Here is a 15,698-nt window from a genome sequence, read left to right on the forward strand (position 1 = left end):
TACTCACCCGTGCGCCGGTCGCCATCAAGGTATTGCTACCTTATGCTGCCCCTCGACTTGCATGTGTTAAGCCTGTCGCTAGCGTTCATCCTGAGCCAGGATCAAACTCTTCATTGTAATAGTTAATTTCAGAAATTTTATTCCGGCAAGGGTCATGTGTTTCATGAATCCCGACATCTCGTCGGCTCGATTCACGCTCGCTACGTTGTTCATTCAATATCTTAAAGAACTCTTCTTCTATCGTTTCCTATCGCCCCTCTATCCTGCCCTCCGGCCTTCATCGTGAAAGCGGCTGCAAAGGTAATGCTTATTTTTCAACCTCCAAATTTTTTCAAGCTTTTTTCAAAACTTTTTTTTCGGCGGTTTCTAAAACCTCTCGTTCCAGTATCTCGTTTAAGCTTCTCCCGTCGCCTGCCCTCTCTCTCGAAAGCGGGTGCAAAGATAAGCGAAGAAATTCCCTTTTTCCAAATTTTCTGACCAGTATTTTTAAAGTTTTTTACAAAACACTAGACATCAAAGCCTTGAAGAAACACACGAGTGGACATCTCTTGATTCTACACCATCTATCACACACGGTTTTATAGTCAATATGTAGTTTCCTGAAATTGGTTTACTCGATTTGATATTCAATAAATTAAAAAATGTAGTATTGTTGTAATCTACTGTTACAAGTTTACTTTAAATAAATGATACTTCCTATCAAAGGTTTACTTTCTTTTCCTTCTCCCGGGGAATTCCCCGGGAGAAGGAAAAATCGCCCGGCTCAAAACATTACCCTGGCAAATTTTTTCATTTTGTCCTTGTAGGCTTGCTCCGGCACTTGACAACAAACGGCCAGGTGTGGTCTTTTCTTGTTGTATATTTCAATCACCCTCTTGACGTGTTTCCTGGCGTCATGAATATCCTTCAACGGGATATCGTTCAACCATTCTCTCTTTAAAATCCCGTTCACCCTCTCGGCGATAGCGTTATCGTATGGAGAGCCGTCCTGGGTCACGCTGACACGTATCCCGTGCAATTTCAATATCCCCGTGTACAAGGCCGAACAATATTGACCGCCCCTGTCAGAATGATGGATCAAGTCCTTGAAAGAGCCGTGTTCTCCGGTCTCTAGGGCATGGTACAAGGCTTTCACCGGACCAGACGAATCCAGAGTCGGGTGTACATCCCAGCCCATGATCCGCCTCGAGTAAGCGTCCGTCACCAGGGAAAGGTAAACAAAACCTTTGCCCGTCGACAGGTAAGTGATATCGCTAACCCATACTTGGTTAGAGCGCTCGACTCGAGTGCCTTTCACCAGGTTCGGGTACTGGTGACGCCACGCGCGGGAATCCGTGGTAATGACGCGATACTTCTTCATTTTTACCATCAAGTCATGCCGGTGAAGCAAACGGGAAAGCCAATCACGACCAACCATCAAACCGTTACCCGTTAGCATCCGCCACAACTTCAGAACCCCCAAACGAGGCAAATCACGACGGATCTCTTCAACAATGGAAAGAACGTAACGTTCACGTTCTTCCTCGTCGTTACTCGAGCGAAGGCTCTTGTAATAAGCCTGCTTGCTGTAACCTAGCGAGTTGCACAGGTATGCTGTCATCGCTTTGCCCTCCCGAGCTTTTTGGCGGTCACTAATCCCGCTAATAACATCTCCTCGTGGTTTTTTTTTACATCCACGTGAAGACGGTCTTTAGCTAACTCAAGCATCAGCTCGTAAGCTTCTACAAGTACCTTTTGTTTCTCTAACTCCTCGCGTAAGTGTTCCAGTTCTTGAACTTCCTTGTCTGTCATTGATAATAAAGTTTTAGGATCATGCACTGGTAAAGATAAGCGTTTATAACTTGCTTCCGACATCACTCGGGGTTTATATTTAGTCAACCATCCATGGAAGGTAGAAGAACTGACATCATACTTGCTTAAAACCTCCGCGTAATCTAGTTCCTCGATCAAACGATCACGAACTGCCGACAATTTTACCCGAACGGGGAAATGACGATGTTTGATAATTTTTGCTAATTCTGACATTGGTTTACTATGGTTTACAGTAAACTTTTTTCAGGGTAATACAAGACCATATTCCCAACGAATACTCCCTCTCTCACGTTTCCCCCTCGTGGCACTCTCGTTTCAAAGACCTTCGGGAAGGTTTTTGAAACGAGTTTGAAAGGAGTTTAAAAGGACTTTGTTCCCTGTCTTCTCCGGAATTACTCCCTGTCTTTACCGGGAATCTATCTCATCAATAAATTGACAAACAAAACACTACATCAAAATCGACAAACCTTCCACCGGAGCCCGCCGATAAACTTATCCACGAGACCGGTGAATATTAAATAAACCTACTCCTCGTCCCCCGTTCTCGGGTTCTCCCGGGAAGTATCCAATATATTAAAACAAGACAAAACGTTTGCCCGGTAATAATCACCCATCGGGATCCATCTATCCCGGGCACGCAAGGAATTGCCCGCCCACGTGTCGACATAACGCAGGTTCAATATAAAACCCCGATGCACACGAACAAGATAAGCGTCCGGCAGTTGCCGTTCCACGGCACCCAAACGACATGCCACTGTAACACGGGATTTATCTTCAAAATAAAAATAACAATAATTACCCGATGCCTCGATACAGAGGATATCGGCATAAAAATATTTCTTGTAATACCCGTCTTGACGAATAAACAAGCCATCAGCCACCAGCGGTGACAAGCGTGAAGGTGCGATTACACCCGATAAATTTGTTTTCATTGACAATTAATTTTATGCCTCATGAAATATTTACCGACGGGCACGAGATTAACTTGTATACAGTGAATAATTGTCAAATCGACATTTATTACACGGGATGAAACGCCTTTTCCCTCCATTAATACAAAAATACGAAACAAGAGGGAGCCGATTTGTGTTCAACTCCCTCTTTATTCTCATCAAGATAATATTATCTCAATTCTTATTTTTGTTAATTTTCAACCTGTGAAACTTCTTATTCTTTGCGCATGTAACTATAAACCACTCACGCACGTTTTGATATTTTGCCAAATTCAATTCAACCAAGGTGTTTTATCATCCGTCACGATAACAGTAAATGCGTCTTCAACAACATCACTCCCTGATACATTCGCCACTCGAAAAGACAAGACATATTCACCAAGCGGTATTTTCGTGTACAAAGGTATCTCCAATCTTCCTTCTCCCACGATAACCAATTCTTCTTTCAACACCTCTGCATTCGCTTTTTCCCCCTTTACTTTTACACTTTCCAATGTCACGAGTAACGGACGAGCCCCTTCCACTGTTCCTCCATAAAATCCCAGTGAAACCCACGGCGCATTATTTTTTATCCTCGATTTATAAGGATAAGTAGGTGGATCCCAAGGTGCACTACCCGGTTTCATAGTTAATGTATCATCAAGTGTTAACCCAGATATTACAGTCATTGAATTCAACGGATACTCCATAGCAGAAACGTCCAAATAACTAACATCTTCATCATGACATCCAACCGCAATTCCCAATAATGTCATTAAAAAACCAATTACTAATATTTTTCTCATAACCATATCAATTTATATCAGTACCTATTTTATGTGAGTCATCCAAAGAATGTAGCATCCCGTTTTTCACTTTAATACCGGAAGAAGCGATATAGGCTTTTTGCCCATTATCTTTCATAACCAATTCCAAAGAGGTTATCATCACGTTAGGATTGTCTTGGAATGGTGTTTTAACAGAATAAAACCACACGGGATTATTCGCCGCCGCAACAAGATTCACGCCACCATCGCCGGTTTCTGACGTCTTCTCCGGAACATCTTCACGCTCATATACTTTATTAAAGACATAACGCAATATAACTTTTCTACACAATGCGGCATCAATTTCCTCCACTTCCCGGTATTCATGATCCCACATCCAACGTCTAATCGTATTATCTACCGGTCCTAGAAACATGATCTCTTTATAATCAGATTCTTCCCCATTAAACATCGATTTTAAGCCAGCTCTATCAACCATCTGTTTTACTAAAGACCAATTATAGGAATCTGTCTGGAAATATTCATACATTGTTTTTTCCTCGTGTGTTTTCGATAGCCCTGTATCAATAAATCCATAATCCGTTCCACAAGATGTAACGATAAAACCAAGCAAAACAATTGCTATACTATATATTCTTTTCATCAGCGTAACGTTTAATTAAAATTTCTTACTATACCAGTACTTGTTAGGCATCATTAACTTGTTATATTCCGAAGCATCCCTATCAATAGGCAAATACAATGCACCATCTTTCACCTCCTGCTCTGTCAAAATACGGAAATTAGCGGGCAATTCCGTTTTATAATATCCTTTATTTCGCATAATATCAAAGAAACGATGGTTCTCGTAGATTAACTCTCTTTCTCTCTCTTGGAATATAGCGTATTGTAACCCCTTGGCATCATTTGCTGCCGGATACGCATCTGCTTTTGCACGTGACCGGATACGATTCAAATCCGCGATTGCCTCGTCCGTTTTTCCCAAGAAATTTCGTACCTCAGCTCTTAAAAGAAGAATATCGGAATAACGCCATAATATTTTATTACAATCCATATTCACGTATTTTTCCGGTTGATTCGGATCATCTGTATATATAAATTCTTTATTAAACTTTTTCACGTATGCTCGATTAACAGCCACCTCCGGTAATCCCCCTACAACCTGCGTCATAACCCATCCCGGGAAAGGTTCATACACCTCAATACGAGCCGGTTCATCCGGCCAGGTAAAGGTTGCCTCCGGATCATAATGTTCTACATCAAAATAAGCAACCTTCCGTTCATCCGCAGTATTCTCTCCGTACAAATCGTTTATTAATTTACAGCTAACACTAATATCAATCCGATCTCCTTCATAAGAACCATACTTATAAGGATACCCCCATGCACTCGCACCCACGTAAAAATCTTCTCCCGGCATAGTTTGTGTATATTTCGTGTTGAATTCCAACTCTAAAATAGCCTCTTCTCCATAACGAGAATTCAACGTATTTTTCTGCAAATTCTCTATTGTTGAAGCTAAGTTGACATACCCTGCTAATTCTCCATTCGCATCAACAAGCATCGAAGCGTATTTCTCCGAAGCTTCCCAATACTCTTTCGACTTGTCTGGAGTAATTCCTTCTTCCACTGCAGCTCTCCACGCGTAAAGGTGTGCTAATAAAGCTGCCGCACTCTCTTTATTACCATATTGCCGATTGTCCATTTGCGTTCCATCAGCATATTTCAAATCCCGATATCTTGGCAAATACTGAAAGGCCCGTAACGCATTGCGAGTTGCTTCTTCCAACAAATCGTGATTGGAACTCTTTGCCACTTGCGGAGCTTCATAATCATTATTTACAACAACCGGAGCTTCCCCCCAACAACGAGCAAGGTCAAAATAACACATCCCTTTCAAAAAAGCGGCTTGCCCCCAAAAATAGTTTTTAGCCTCTTCGGTCCAATTTGATTTCACGTTATATTCCACGATATTGGCATACCCGATAGTAGCATAATGTCCTCCCCAATATCCCGTATTCATCATCTCGTTATCCCACAAATGCGCTTTAGCATCCACGTAACTAGCAGGTCCCCCGAAACCCGCTACCGCTCCATTACAATACGCCCCGGCTTTTTCTTGTATTTTCAATTTTGTAAATGTCCCTTGAAAACAAGCCTGAGCATTGGAAAGTACGGCTTCCATCTCTTCCGGTGTTTCCATGGCATTCGTGTAGGTTACTGCATTTTCCGGTGTCAAATCGATAAAACTATCGCAACCGGTAAAGCTTGCCACACACAATCCTAATATTATTAATTTTTTCATCATATCCTATTAAAAGTTTACAGTTAAACCTAAAGTTAACTTACGAGCCAACGGATAAGCCCGATAATTATCAATACCGGTAAATATACTCACGACTTCTGGGTCCTCACCGGAATAACCCGTGATAGTAAATAGATTCTCCCCGGTAAAGAATACCCGAACATTATCCAATTTTATCTTTCGACACCACTCTCTCGGCACGTTATAACCAATAGTTAATTGCTTCAACTTCACGTAATTTACCGTTTCCACCTGACTAGACAAAACCCCTCCTATCAGACTAAATTGTAACATCGTCGCATCAAAATAGGATAATTGCGGATAAATCCCTTTTATCGCAGCATCTCCCGGTTTTTCCCAGAAACGTACATCATCAAGATCTACGTAAAGATTTGAACCGCCAATAACCTCTTTCGGGTCCATTGAATCAGAACGATACATACAAGCAATCTTTCTTCCGAACGAGTAATTCAACAACACGTTTAAATCCCAATTCTTCCAACGTACCTCATGAGCCCAGCCACCATATATTTTCGGCAATGTTTGTCCCATATTACGTTTATCCCGATAGTCGGCAATTCCGTCTCCGTTCATATCAACCACTTCCTTCATTCCAACGCCGAAAGGATATTTATTATCTGCCAAATACATCGTGTATTTTTCACCATTAGGCGTATAGTATGTCGGAATCTCCGATTCATGTTCATAGACTTTCCCATGCACGAATGCCCACAAATTATATAACGGTTTACCTAACATATGGTGAGGAATCCCGTTCGTTAATCCCACGTCTTTACCATCAAAAGTCTTTTTCAAACGATTCCAGTTACGGGAAGCATTAAAACGTGTTCTCCAACTCCAGTTTTCTCCACGAATAATATCCCCGACCACTTCAATCTCAAGTCCCTCGTTGGAAATATCATTAGCATTCACCCATCGATTTTCATACAAATAAATCGTTTTGGGGATCTTGGAATTAGCAATCACTCCCGTGGACCAACGATAATAATAATCTATTTTAAATTTTAACCTATAATCGAAGAAATCCATATCTAAGCCGAAATCGTATTGATCATGTTTCACCCATTTCAACTCACGATTAATCATCCCTCCGTTCTTCAGCGCATTATCATCTATATTCATCAACGGACGCCCAAGAAATTCTCCTCCGGGAATCATCAAACCATGCGCCCGATAGGCGTCAGGAAATATTTCTCCCGATTTCCCATACGATACTCTAAATTTTCCATAACTCAGCCACCATGCCCAATCCAAGAATTTTTCCTCTGAAAAGGCCCAACCTAAAGCTACTGCAGGAAAATTCGCATATTTATTTTTATCACCAAAAACCGAAGAACCATCCTGACGGAATGTAAACTCTGTCAAATAACGTTGCTTATAGTTATAAGCAACACGCGCAAACCAACTCACCATTGAAGTTTCTTCGAAATCAGACCGAGCGTGTTGAAGTATTTTATCTCCATCGCCAACCGTCATATTAGCCGCCGGTAACTCAGGAAATCCCTCGTAGATGTAATGAATTTTATCACTTGCACCACCTCTTCCTTGTCCAAAATTAAAATTCCCCGTGTTTTTCTGGAAAGAAAGCCCCGCTAACAAATCAATATTATGAGATTCATTAAATGATCTTTTATAACTAAGTAAATTTTCATTCAACACGGACAGACGTCTTTCTATTTCAGATTTAGAAGTGTTCAATCCATACTTATCTAATTTCCTCGGTAAAAATAAATTCAATGTGGCAAGACTAAAGCTGGCCGAGCCATTCAAACTCAAACGTAAACCGGGAAGAATATCATAATTTAAAACAAGCGAAGCCTTCAAATCAAACGATTCGTTCTTCTCCGATTGCTCGTTGATCGTTTCCAACAACTTTTCTTCTATCCAACCACCACCCGGCAGAAATGATGATGTTTTTGTCGGATCCACCGGCATCTTTTCAATCTTTTGAGCAGATTTCATTCCTCCGGTTGCATCTCCTCGTTGTCGAGACATATAAGTCAAAGAAATCCGAGAATCTACCAAGAAATTTCTCACCGGTTGAACATTCAAGTTCGTCAAAAGATTTACACGGGTAAAATCACTACCATACCCGATCCCTTTTTCATCGTAAACTCCCGCACCTATCAAATATTGTGTTCTAGCGCTTCCTCCACTTGCTTGAATATTCGCATTTAAGACTTTTCCGGTTCGAAACGCATACTTAAACCAGTTTGTGGCATTATTATAAAACGGATTCAAACTATCTTGTATTACACTAAATACAGGATTTTGTCCTTCTTGAATTCCTACTAAAGATTTATGCCAAAAACCGTCGTACACTGCCCCATAACTATAAAGGCCATAGGCTTCCTGCAAATTGTGCGGAAATTTATAAATCCCGGTTACAGGATCCTGATAAGGCCTCGTCTGGTTTCTCAACGCCGTTAACGCATAATCTCGTACTGCACGTCCCGCTGTTTGCTCAGGAGTCGAAGGCAATTGAGACCAAGAATAGGACACATTCGCTGAAAATTTAGCTTCCCCTTCACGCCCTTTTTTCGTGGTAATCAGAATAACCCCTCGACCTGCTCGAGAACCATAGATTGCGGCAGAGGCTGCGTCTTTCAAAACTTCAATAGATTCAATGGTAGCCGGGTCAATAGCGGAAAGAGTATTCGTACCCGTTACCGGCGAGGTAAATCCCTGCATAGGAATACCATCCACCACGTACAAAGGTTCCCCGTAATCACCCAACGAAAGTGAATTTTGGTCTATCAATGAATTATAACCGCGAATAGCAACAATAGCCCCACCCCCACCGGGAGCTCCGGACATATTCGTGATTTCTACTCCCGCCATACGTCCTTGAAGAAGAGACTCCAAACTGGAAGAGGGTATTTCCTTTATTTCATCCCCTTTCACGCTGGAAACCGAACCGATCATCTCTCTCTTTTTACGTTCACCATACGCAACAACCGTCACTTCATCCAACCCTGCCACATCTTCTTCCATCTTAACAACCAGCTCTTTACCAGATTCAAAATTCACCTTTTTTGTTTTAAAACCGATAAAAGACAAAGAAAGAACTCCTTTCTCCACCGGAATCACTGCATTGAATGCCCCTTGGTTATCTGACACAAAACCAACTTTAGTACCATCCAACATAATTGTCACTCCAGGCAAAGGTTGTCCCTTCATATCAACAACCTTACCTTTTACACGGAATTCATTCATTGACACCGTCCTATTTTTTATAATGACATGGTTTTCCACGACATTAAAATCAAAACGGGTCTTTTCCAAACATTTGGTGAGAACTTGTTCCAATGTAGCGTCCTTGAAAGATTCGGTAATCTTCACGGTTTCATTTTTCACGTTCTCACTGTTGTACGTGAAGGTATAGTCGCTGTTTTTCCCTAAATAATCCAGCACTTCCGTCAACGAAGCGTCCTTAAAATTCACCGTGAACTTCGGGACGGCTTGCGCCACGGTTATTCCCACGTTTCCTATGACAAGCAAAGACAATAACGCAAGGAATTGTCTTAAAAACCTGTCATTCCTAAAAATCCGCTCTTTTAAAGAGCAATGAATCGGTTTTTTTTTCATAGATTTGTGTTTTTAACTTGAAATTTAAGTATGAGATAGGCAAAGAGATACGAGGCTCTTTGTCTATTTTCCTTTTATGATAATAATGTCATTTATCTTTATAAACCGGAAATCACCCGTTCCCTCCAATACCCGCAACACGCTGTCCACATCCGGATATCTCTTTACCATGGTCGTGTATAAAACATTCCCGACTTTCGGGTCCTCGAAACGGAACGTGTAGCCGTACCACTCGCCCAGCACATCCATGATCTCCCGCAATGGTGTTTCTTTAAAGGCAAACAGGTTATTCATCCAACCCGTGGAATATCTTACATCGACTTCACGCACCCTGATGTCCCCGTACTTTGTCAGAAAAGCCTGTTCTCCCGGACGAAGTTCCACGCTATCCCGTTTCCCGTTTTTCATTCGCACATGGCCTTCCACCAATGTAGTCACGCACGATACATCATAAGCGTTCACGTTAAAACTTGTTCCCAGCACGTTAATCACGGCAGAAGCCGTGTTCACAATAAAAGGATGGACATCATCTTTCACCACTTCAAAGAATGCCTCCCCTTTCAAGTACACGATTCGTTTATTCCCGACAAATGCATTCGGGTATCTTAATTCACTCCCGGCATTCAACCACACGTGGCTACCGTCATACAGCGTTACTTTTATATTTCCTTGCTTAGAAGTCGTCAGCACGTTATATTCAATTTCCTGCATTTGGACAAGTTGTGATTCGTCGGTCGTTTCCTCTACCGGAAAAACAAATTTGCTCTCTCTCGTGTTTACAGCCAATTGTTTCACAGAATCTTCCGGGTAAACAACCTTCCCCCCGGTCGTCACCAAAGTCGCAAAAGGTTCCATTCGCCCTTTGGAAACAGAAGAAAGCGGAATCGCTCTTGTCGGTTCTTTTTCTTCTGCGCTCCAAAGAAACAATACCGCCACCACCAGTACCGCGGCAGTAATCCCCGAAAAATATCTCATCATCCGCACATGTTTCCTGCGCCTTATCCTGTCATTCATTTTTTTGAAAGGCGCTTCCGTGTCCACGTTATTCATATCCGCTATTCCCTCATAAAGAATATCCGCCTCCCGAAGTTCCATAAACAACTCCCGGTTCCTCGATTCCAAGCACCAAGCCTCCAACAACTTTTTCTCGTCAACGGTGATTTCTCCCCGCAGAGATCTGTAAAGTAAATCACTTATCTCTATATCCTTCCTTATTTTTTTCATAGATATACCTTTTACTTGCTAACAAAAACATATTGCTAATAATACAATCAACATGAGAACGTACTGGCTATAATCCGACAAATGAATTCTTAAATCCTTATACGCTTGCTTTTTATGAGTTTTAACCGTGTTTATACTCAATCCCAATTCTTCTGAAATCTCATCATAACTATATCCCTCCAATCGTAATAAAATAACATCCCGCTTCACCCCTCCCAACCTGTTCACCTCATCCAGTATCCGGGCTTTCAATTCCTGCTTTATTATCAAATGGTCAATGTCGACCTCATCCACGAAAACATCTTTCAATTCCTGCATTCCTCGCTCCACCCTATAATCCCGGATATAATTCAGCGTCTTGTTTTTCAAACAACTATACAAGTAAGATTTAAACGCAAGCAAATCCGGGAAACAATATGCTTTTTCCCACATGTACAGAAAAGCCTCTTGAGTTATGTCAGCACTAACGACCTCGTCCTGAAGCAACTTCAACGTAAAAGTGTAGGCACGAGGATAAAACATATTGAAAACAGCCTTGAAAATCTGGGCGTCTTTCAGGTCTATTTCCGATGTTTCAATGTGAATTCTTTCTGTTGCCATTTTTCAATTATTAGCACTTTTCCCCTAAAGCACCAAAAAGACGTTTTAGGGGTGAGGAAAATTCGAACTTTTTTCAGAAAAAATTAATTTAAGAAAAAGATCAAGAAAGCGCATAGTTATTATTTATTTTGAATTATACAAATCGTATAATTCAAAACATATAATCTAACATATTACCGGATAATAATTTGATTTCTGCTAATAATTTTATACATTTACAATATTCATTCAGAAGTAAAAAAAGAAATCACATTCTCCCTATTCAAAAAATTTCTCGGTAGAGGAATTGGAACAAGCTGAAAAAGAATTCGCACTCAAGGAACAGAGTGATAAGCTATATTACTTCCGCTTCACCTTTATATTTTTAGGCTCTATACTCTTGCTTGCCCTCTTGGCATTTTGGATATTTAAATAAAACGTTTATATGATTTTTGATTTACGATTTAAGATTACTCCCAATCCTAAATCGTAAATCCGAAATCATAAATCTTAAATTGTTTCCTCATTCAGCGCTCTCTTCACGAACTGTTCGATAAAATCAACCGTTCCCTCCACCCCCAGCAGGGAAGAATCCACCGACAGATGATAGGATGCGGCAACACCCCACTCTTTATCCGAATAAAAATTGTAATAATTAGGACGTGTCTTATCCATCTTGCGCACCAGCTCGCGGGCGTCCTGTTCCGGAATATGCTGGCGATTCATCACGGTTTTCACCCGTTCTTCCATATCGGCATGGATAAATATGTTGATACATCTTTTGTTGTCCCGCAAAATATAGTCGGCACAACGCCCCACGATGACACAGGAGTGTTCATTCGCCACTTTCCGGATTACATCCGATTGTATCTGAAAAAGTTTATCGTTCGAAAGGAAATCATTGTACTGGAACGGCCCGAACGTAAACCCAGCAGCAAAAGCCTGCAAGAGATTCCCCGAATTTTTCTCGTCCGCCTTTTCAAAAAATTCCTGACAAAGTCCGCTCTCTTTGGAAGCCAACGCGATCAACTCCTTATCGTAGAAAGCAATATTAAATCGCTTCGCCAAGGCGTGCCCTATTTCCTTGCCGCAACTACCGAACTGACGTCCGACGGTAATAACAAAATTCTCCATAAGTCTATCTTTAAGCTATTTCTTCTACAAAACTACCGTTTTTTTCCCAAACCTGTCGTCCATTATGTACAAATTTATTTACACATTCAGATGTTTTAATTGCCACCTCAACATCAACGCCGCCACAACCGTCGCGATGGCGTCCGCCACGGGCATACTCATCCAGACTCCTACCGTGCCGAAGAAATTCGGGAAAATCAACAGTGAAGGGATCAAGAACAGCAATTGCCGGGTCAACGACAAGAAGATCGCTTTCTTCGCCATCCCTATGGACTGGAAGAAACTCGACGTCACCATCTGGAAGCCGACCACGGGGAAAAATATCAACACGATACGCAACCCTTCCACCGCGATACGAGTCAAATCCGCGTCCGACGTGAAAAGATAGATAATCGGCCGCGGGAACAACTGCCCCGCCAAAAAACCGATAGTCGTCACCGCCACCCCGCAAAAGACAGTGTATTTCAATACCTGTTTCAGTCGATCAAATTGCCGAGCCCCGAAATTATAACCCGCGATAGGCTGCATCCCTTGATTGAATCCCATCACGATCATCAAAAACAAAAAGACCACCCGGTTCACGATACCGTAAGCCCCGATAGCCAAATCTCCCCCGTGAGCTTTCAGGCTCTTGTTAATCAGAATAACCACGAAACAGGCACACAGGTTCATCAGGAACGGCGATAACCCGATAGCCAACATTCCCCCGACAATATGCCGTTTCAACCCGAATATGCCTCGTTGGAAATGCAGGAAACTCTTTTTATCGAAGAAGTGATGCAACTGCCAACTCAAAGATATCACCTGAGCCGCGATCGTCGCCAACGCCGCCCCTCTTATTCCCCACTCGAACACGAGAATAAACAACGCGTCCAACACGCAATTCACTATCACCGCCATCAGCGTCGCCGTCATCGCCTTCTTCGGGTAGCCCGACGCCCTCAGTACCTCATTCAGCCCCATGTAAATATGGGTAACCAGATTACCTCCCAGAATCACCTCCATGTATTCCCGGGCATACGGCAAGGTATCGGGACTCGCCCCGAAAAACAATAATATCGGGTCAAGAAACACCAGAGCCACCGTCATGAACACCAACCCGATAATAGCATTCATCAAAACCACGTTGCCCAACACTTGATTGGCGCTCTCCTTATCTCTCTGCCCCAACTTGATAGCCACCAGTGTCGAGGCACCCACCCCCACCAGCGAACCGAACGCCGCCGCCAGATTCATCAACGGGAAAGTGATAGCCAATCCCGCGATAGCCAACGGTCCCACGCCATGCCCGATAAATATACTGTCCACCATGTTGTACAACGAAGATGCCGTCATGGCAATAATAGCGGGAATCGCGTATTGCATCAGCAACTTCCCGATTTTCTCCGTTCCCAGTACAAGTGGAGCGCTGTCCTTTACATCAGTCATTCCAATCTCCGCTTTCTATAATTAATTGTTTTAACGCTTCAATAGCTTCTCCTTCCGGCACACCCACGCGCACCATCGCTTTCCCGCGGAACAGGTTCACCTTCCCGTTCCCGGCACCCACGTAACCGTAATCGGCATCACCCATCTCCCCGGGCCCGTTGACAATACATCCCATCACGGCTATTTTCAAACGGCTCAAGTGCCCGAAAGCCTCCTTCACCCGTGCCACCGACTCCTGCAAATTATATAATGTCCGTCCGCATCCCGGGCAACTGATAAATTCCGTTTTATAACGGCGCACTCCCGCCGATTGCAAAATATCCCGGCTCAACTGCACGCCATAGAACGCATCCGGCACCCCGGTGCAAGACAACCACAACCCGTATCCCAATCGATCCAAGAATAAACCTCCCAAATTCGCCGCCGCCAACAAACGAAGCGTCGATACATCTTTCTCTTTCGATATCAAGCGAATAATCACCCGGTTTTCAATACCTAAACGTTCAAGCCCCCCCAAGTAAACACGGTACACCGCAACAGAAGCCACATCCAAGGTAAGCACCACGACAGCCGACTTATTCTCCTTCAATTTTCTCGCCAAATCGGCATTCATGAACTTCCCGTTACGCACCTCCACGAAAATACCATCTCCCTCCACGGGACGCGAAAGGCGAAGAAACTCCTTGTCACTGATTAACGCTGCCGCCTTACGGTTATAAACATGCGCCACATCTATCATCTCGAAAGGCACGACCACGGTCACCGAATCCGGCAATTTTGTCAATTCCGGTCCCAGTGCCTCGGTATAAATAATCTCCGGGGCGCGTACTCCCCCTCGCAACATATCGCCGTACACCGGATCATTCACCGCTGCCACGTGAAAATCCAATTTCTCCATCACCGCTTCGTCTATGCAATCCACCTTGGATATATCCGCGACAAGCACCGGGCGCGAATAACACCCGTCTAACTTAACAGGTTCCACACCCACGTCAACGCGACCACATAATATACTCAAAGCTAATGCCTCGGGAATTTCCCGTTCCGGTTCCTCCGTCAGTGAAACCCGGATAGTATCGCCCAATCCCTCGTTCAAGAGAGTACCGATACCTACTGCCGAGCGAATCCTCCCGTCTTCCCCCTCTCCCGCTTCCGTCACTCCCAAGTGCAACGGGTAATCCATCCCCTCTTTTTCCATCTGCCGCACCAGCAAACGCACCGCCTCCACCATCACGCGGCAATCGCTGGACTTCAAGGAGATCACCACGTTATCAAACTCTTCGTCACGACACACGCGCAAGTACTCCATCGTCGCCTCCACCATTCCGGCAGGCGTATTCCCGTAGCGACTCATAATCCGGTCAGACAGGGAGCCGTGATTCGTACCGATTCGCACCGCCGTGCCGTGTTCCCGGCACACGTCCAGAAACGCCGTGAACTTCTCCCGCAACCGCCGCAACTCCTCCCCGTATTCCTCGTCCGTGTAAACCAACGTCTGGAACGTGGCGCGCTTGTCGACGAAATTACCGGGATTGATACGTACCTTCTCCACGTGTTTCGCCGCCTCCATCGCTGCCTCCGGGTTGAAATGAATATCAGCCGAAAGCGGTGTAGTGTACCCCCTCCGGCGCAATTCCGCGTGTATATTGGCTAAATTTTTCGCTTCCTTTACCCCAGGAGCCGTGATACGCACCAGTTCACCTCCCGCGTCAATAATCCGTATCGCCTGCTCCACGCAAGCCTCCGTGTCCATCGTGTCCGTGTTCAACATAGACTGCACGCGCACCGGATACTCCGACCCGATATAAATATCACCGACTTTTACTTGTTTTGTTTTCCGACGACCCATGTTTTAATTTTAGATTTTAAATTTTAGATTTTAGATTC

The 15,698-nt window shown here is 43.5% G+C and carries 12 protein-coding genes and 1 rRNA gene; all 13 read right to left on the reverse strand.

What is annotated here, in order from left to right; translation table 11 throughout:
• Window positions 1–117, reverse strand: a 16S ribosomal RNA gene (locus tag H8S64_RS09160); the annotation flags it as partial.
• Window positions 118–763: 646 nt separating this feature from the next.
• The gene (locus H8S64_RS09165) at window positions 764–1,600 is read right to left on the reverse strand and encodes an IS3 family transposase (protein ID WP_099291958.1); all 837 of its coding nucleotides are present in this window, start codon (window positions 1,598–1,600) and stop codon (window positions 764–766) included.
• On the reverse strand, window positions 1,597–2,025 hold the full coding sequence (locus tag H8S64_RS09170; protein WP_099292896.1) for a hypothetical protein: 429 nt from the start codon (window positions 2,023–2,025) through the stop codon (window positions 1,597–1,599). Before H8S64_RS09170 ends, H8S64_RS09165 begins: the two co-directional genes overlap by 4 nt.
• A gap of 311 nt (window positions 2,026–2,336) precedes the next feature.
• The gene (locus H8S64_RS09175) at window positions 2,337–2,744 is read right to left on the reverse strand and encodes a LytR/AlgR family response regulator transcription factor (RefSeq protein ID WP_186975843.1); all 408 of its coding nucleotides are present in this window, start codon (window positions 2,742–2,744) and stop codon (window positions 2,337–2,339) included.
• 293 nt (window positions 2,745–3,037) lie between these two features.
• Complete coding sequence (locus H8S64_RS09180; RefSeq protein WP_141560938.1) at window positions 3,038–3,550, reverse strand: hypothetical protein; 513 nt, start codon at window positions 3,548–3,550, stop codon at window positions 3,038–3,040.
• A 7-nt stretch (window positions 3,551–3,557) separates the two neighbouring features.
• The gene (locus H8S64_RS09185) at window positions 3,558–4,175 is read right to left on the reverse strand and encodes a hypothetical protein (protein ID WP_141560937.1); all 618 of its coding nucleotides are present in this window, start codon (window positions 4,173–4,175) and stop codon (window positions 3,558–3,560) included.
• Window positions 4,176–4,190: 15 nt separating this feature from the next.
• Complete coding sequence (locus H8S64_RS09190) at window positions 4,191–5,837, reverse strand: RagB/SusD family nutrient uptake outer membrane protein (protein WP_222621169.1); 1,647 nt, start codon at window positions 5,835–5,837, stop codon at window positions 4,191–4,193.
• A 9-nt stretch (window positions 5,838–5,846) separates the two neighbouring features.
• Window positions 5,847–9,446 (reverse strand): SusC/RagA family TonB-linked outer membrane protein, encoded by a 3,600-nt coding sequence (locus tag H8S64_RS09195; protein WP_099291797.1) that lies wholly within the window; start codon window positions 9,444–9,446, stop codon window positions 5,847–5,849.
• 63 nt (window positions 9,447–9,509) lie between these two features.
• On the reverse strand, window positions 9,510–10,670 hold the full coding sequence (locus tag H8S64_RS09200) for a FecR family protein (protein WP_186975845.1): 1,161 nt from the start codon (window positions 10,668–10,670) through the stop codon (window positions 9,510–9,512).
• An 18-nt stretch (window positions 10,671–10,688) separates the two neighbouring features.
• The gene (locus H8S64_RS09205; protein ID WP_186975846.1) at window positions 10,689–11,270 is read right to left on the reverse strand and encodes a sigma-70 family RNA polymerase sigma factor; all 582 of its coding nucleotides are present in this window, start codon (window positions 11,268–11,270) and stop codon (window positions 10,689–10,691) included.
• Between the two features lie 489 nt (window positions 11,271–11,759).
• Window positions 11,760–12,383, reverse strand: a complete 624-nt coding sequence (locus H8S64_RS09210; protein ID WP_186975847.1) for a cytidylate kinase-like family protein — start codon at window positions 12,381–12,383, stop codon at window positions 11,760–11,762.
• Between the two features lie 78 nt (window positions 12,384–12,461).
• Window positions 12,462–13,811: an MATE family efflux transporter gene (locus H8S64_RS09215; protein WP_099291793.1), complete on the reverse strand. Its 1,350-nt coding sequence runs from the start codon at window positions 13,809–13,811 to the stop codon at window positions 12,462–12,464.
• The gene (gene ispG / locus H8S64_RS09220; RefSeq protein ID WP_186975848.1) at window positions 13,804–15,660 is read right to left on the reverse strand and encodes a (E)-4-hydroxy-3-methylbut-2-enyl-diphosphate synthase; all 1,857 of its coding nucleotides are present in this window, start codon (window positions 15,658–15,660) and stop codon (window positions 13,804–13,806) included. The genes H8S64_RS09215 and ispG overlap by 8 nt, the downstream gene beginning before the upstream one ends.
• Between the last annotated feature and the right edge of the window lie 38 nt (window positions 15,661–15,698).

This window comes from Butyricimonas hominis, assembly GCF_014287455.1.
Lineage (GTDB): Bacteria > Bacteroidota > Bacteroidia > Bacteroidales > Marinifilaceae > Butyricimonas > Butyricimonas muris.

Excerpts from the sequence above, each read along its gene's own strand:
- H8S64_RS09190 (WP_222621169.1), bottom strand. The coding sequence starts at position 5,837 with ATGAAAAAATTAATAATATTAGGATTGTGTGTGGCAAGCTTTACCGGT.
- H8S64_RS09180 (WP_141560938.1), bottom strand. The coding sequence starts at position 3,550 with ATGAGAAAAATATTAGTAATTGGTTTTTTAATGACATTATTGGGAATT.
- H8S64_RS09195 (WP_099291797.1), bottom strand. The coding sequence starts at position 9,446 with ATGAAAAAAAAACCGATTCATTGCTCTTTAAAAGAGCGGATTTTTAGG.
- H8S64_RS09175 (WP_186975843.1), bottom strand. The coding sequence starts at position 2,744 with ATGAAAACAAATTTATCGGGTGTAATCGCACCTTCACGCTTGTCACCG.
- H8S64_RS09215 (WP_099291793.1), bottom strand. The coding sequence starts at position 13,811 with ATGACTGATGTAAAGGACAGCGCTCCACTTGTACTGGGAACGGAGAAA.
- H8S64_RS09165 (WP_099291958.1), bottom strand. The coding sequence starts at position 1,600 with ATGACAGCATACCTGTGCAACTCGCTAGGTTACAGCAAGCAGGCTTAT.
- ispG (WP_186975848.1), bottom strand. The coding sequence starts at position 15,660 with ATGGGTCGTCGGAAAACAAAACAAGTAAAAGTCGGTGATATTTATATC.
- H8S64_RS09200 (WP_186975845.1), bottom strand. The coding sequence starts at position 10,670 with ATGAAAAAAATAAGGAAGGATATAGAGATAAGTGATTTACTTTACAGA.
- H8S64_RS09170 (WP_099292896.1), bottom strand. The coding sequence starts at position 2,025 with ATGTCAGAATTAGCAAAAATTATCAAACATCGTCATTTCCCCGTTCGG.
- H8S64_RS09185 (WP_141560937.1), bottom strand. The coding sequence starts at position 4,175 with ATGAAAAGAATATATAGTATAGCAATTGTTTTGCTTGGTTTTATCGTT.
- H8S64_RS09205 (WP_186975846.1), bottom strand. The coding sequence starts at position 11,270 with ATGGCAACAGAAAGAATTCACATTGAAACATCGGAAATAGACCTGAAA.
- H8S64_RS09210 (WP_186975847.1), bottom strand. The coding sequence starts at position 12,383 with ATGGAGAATTTTGTTATTACCGTCGGACGTCAGTTCGGTAGTTGCGGC.